Source organism: Rhodococcus sp. 27YEA6, assembly GCF_044908235.1.
GTDB classification, from domain to species: domain Bacteria; phylum Actinomycetota; class Actinomycetes; order Mycobacteriales; family Mycobacteriaceae; genus Rhodococcus_F; species Rhodococcus_F qingshengii.
Window position 1 is genome coordinate 1 of record NZ_JBIYCY010000057.1, and the last position, 3,208, is coordinate 3,208.

General features: G+C 58.9%; 1 protein-coding gene. It reads left to right on the forward strand.

Features of this window, described 5'->3' with window-relative positions:
- Positions 1-583 precede the first annotated feature (583 nt).
- Entirely contained in the window at positions 584-841 is a 258-nt protein-coding gene (locus ABH939_RS33065; protein WP_007733695.1) for a hypothetical protein, read from the forward strand.
- The last annotated feature ends 2,367 nt before the right edge of the window (positions 842-3,208 follow it).

Genomic DNA, 3,208 nt, shown 5'->3' on the forward strand with positions numbered 1-3,208 from the left:
CGCCGCATCGTCGGCCTCCCTGACACCCGTTCATTCGGCATGCTTCCATCCTCGTTTCCAAGGCCAGAAGTCTCCACCGAACCCAGAGCGATTCATAAGGTGCCTTTCCGGATCTTTCAGGTGCTCCTCTCGACACGTGACCCGAGCCATCGAGCTCGCAGACGCACCATCGACTGTCCACAGACCCCCGTCTCCATCCATCTCCAGGACACACGGCAGCAGCCTGCGGAAGCGCCGTCCAACACGCGGGTTACATAACCCCTCCCCCGCGTTCAGTCGCACATGAACCTCCCCGGCGTCTGACAGCATGAGAGCCAAGCATCTCCATCCGCTCCCGAAGAATCCAACCCGATTCCGACGCTAGACCCATCATCGAACCGCCGACCGCCAACGCACCCAAACTCCACCTTCAGCGAAGCCGCAGAGGTGGTCCGTCAAGCCCCTTCCTGGTCGGGCCGGCGGCGGCCTGTGAGGCGGGCCGCCGCAAAATCCCTCAGAACTCCATGGCAACATCAACCACACGCGACACACCGAACAAGCGCGCCTACCCGTATCAGTTACAGATTGGTTCTAGTCTTTCCTCATGGCACAGCACAACAAGGGACCTCGCGGACACATCGCGACTCGTGCTCCCCTCAAGCAGCACAAGGTGTACGAGGATCGGGCCGCCGAACTCGGAATCCCTGCTGGGGATTACTCCGTGCTCATACTGGCCATCACCCATGGACTGGACATACCGGACTACATCATCGACAAACTGCATCCGGACCAGCTGAGACTGCTTGAGGTCGAGGCCGCTGGATCACTGCGCCGCATCGAGCAGCTTGCGGTCGGCGCATGAACTACCCCTAGACAGCGAACAACCCCCAGGGCTTGGCGGCATCGGGGGCTGTCCGTTTATGCGGTTGTGAGAGCTTCCCAGCTCCCTGACCACCACTAACCCAGTGAAGGAAGAGGCGGTGACCACCACTACCTCGAAAGGAAGAGGCGGTGCTTACTCGATGATATCGCAGAAACGCAATTCCGCCATACTCGCGGACGTATTCGCGGTGTCATTTTTGGCACGTCCAGATCACATTTCGGCTTTCGCGGCGCTCGGATCACACTTCTGCGTCCCGAATGTCCCATCCGAGCAAGCCAGCACCGTACCCATAGTGGTACCGATGTGCGGCCGCCGGATCGAACAGACCTTCCGAACAACCGCGGCCGTGACGCGCGTACAGCGGATCCGCAGACAGGGAGGCCGCCCCTAGCCGACAACGAACGAAGTGCCCCGATACCTAACTAAACAGCGCAGACCTCTTGAAAAGCACAAGGCCCCCGAAGGGGGTGATTGGGAGCGGACCGCATCGCGGCGAAATAAGGACTGGCAGGTCCTTGACGTCGACTGAGAACTGGCAGGTCCTTGACGTCGACTGAGAACTGGCAGGTTCTCCGACATCTGTTCTCGAACATTCTCGAGAGGTGAGCTTCGAAAGTTAGCGCTTTCTCTGCTCGTACTGCATCCCCCTGGAAGGGACTTACCTATGGCAGGTATGTCTCAGGGTAGCGCATACCCTGAATACAGCCCAACTCATTCCATATCACCAACCTTCGGCGTGTCGCGCATCGGCGCCCAATCCGCTGTTCCTCAATCGACAGAAGTCGACGAATGGCAAGCGGCAGTCGACGATGCTCTCTCACGTGTCGCGCGCCTCGAATCCGCTACACGGCAACTCAACGAGTCCACTTACCAGCGTGGACGCTCTTGGTCCCTACCTGTCGAACCAACGGAACAAGCACGCGTTCCAGTGTGGACATCACGCAGGGAATGGCTCCGCCAATTCCGCCATCACACCACCAGCCCGGCTGGCAAGGCGTTGTGCGCGCGCAACCTGATCAAGCCCGACAAGGCTTACGCAGTGGCACAAGCTCACGCACATTTCGCCGAATCGCACACCGGCCGCGGGGTCTCCGCAGCGAAATCAACGATCGCTGCCCGGGCCAAAGTCAGCGAATCCTCTGTCAATCGCGCCAGGCGAGTGCTCATCGCGCTGGGAATGGGCATCGAACACGTCCGGGGACGGAACCTCAAAACCCTGGAATTTCTGGCTGCTGAAGCCCATCACGGGGGTCAACAGCACCGCGCTGCATCGACATGGTCACTGTCATCCCCACGAACAATCGTGGCAACGACACCTCACCGCAAACTCACCAAGACGCGACCGTCTCGCGCCTCTGAAAGAGCAACCCGCCTCAGAGCTCACAACTCTCTGAGGCCCGACGTCAATCGCGTCTATCAGCCCCACAGCAGTCGACCAGGGCCGATAGGAACTGACACCCTATCTAGTGTTGGTTTTTTATCTTTTGAAGTTCTTCCGTTAGGAAGAACTCACCAACGCGCTCACGCGCGAGCCCAGCTCACAACAAAAAAACGAAGCACTTCTCGGATCACACCGCGGCCTCTGGCACTTCAGAGGACTGCAGCCGAACTCGTCAACCATGCGCCGGCTCTCAGACCGACCGGACATATCGGCGCGATCTGTGATCTTCTCCGCGATGTCAAGATCGATACGACGCGATGGACAGGACGTGACATCGCACAGACGCTTTCCCGAGACACCGCAGACCGGGGGTGGATCTGGCCAACAAGATCAAGCCTGATCTCACCGTTGGCATACCTCAGACGCAGGCTCGATGGGATCGACTGGACCGGAGAATCGCCCAGTGAACAGCGTAAATCGGCCGACTTGGCGCGAAAGAGGGAACAAGAATTACTTGAAAGCTCACATGTTCAACGTACGAAAATGGCAGCGAACCCGGAGCATCGCGCCAAGATCCTAGCCAGCATTCGGGCACACCTGACATGCAAGCAGCAGCATTGAGGCTTTACTGGCCCCAATCCGGCCAAGCAATACACGTCCGAAAAACACGCCTCACGATGATCGACAAGCGTTGCCGAGAAGTGTGGCGATCCGAGGCACAGCACCCTGATCGCCACAGGTGTAAATACTCATGGCGACGTTGATCGGGACACAAAGAACCCGGAGGACAACATTTTGATCTAATACGCGGAGCTCCACAGCCATTTTCGGAGAACTGACCCCGCCCGAGCCAGTCAATGGCGGGCTGGCGAGTTGAGTCCCGGATAGTGGTGTAGCGCGGTCGCCGAGATCGTCCCGATGCTGGACGTGGACGCGGCCACCGCGTGATTCTTCAAGAGATCTCT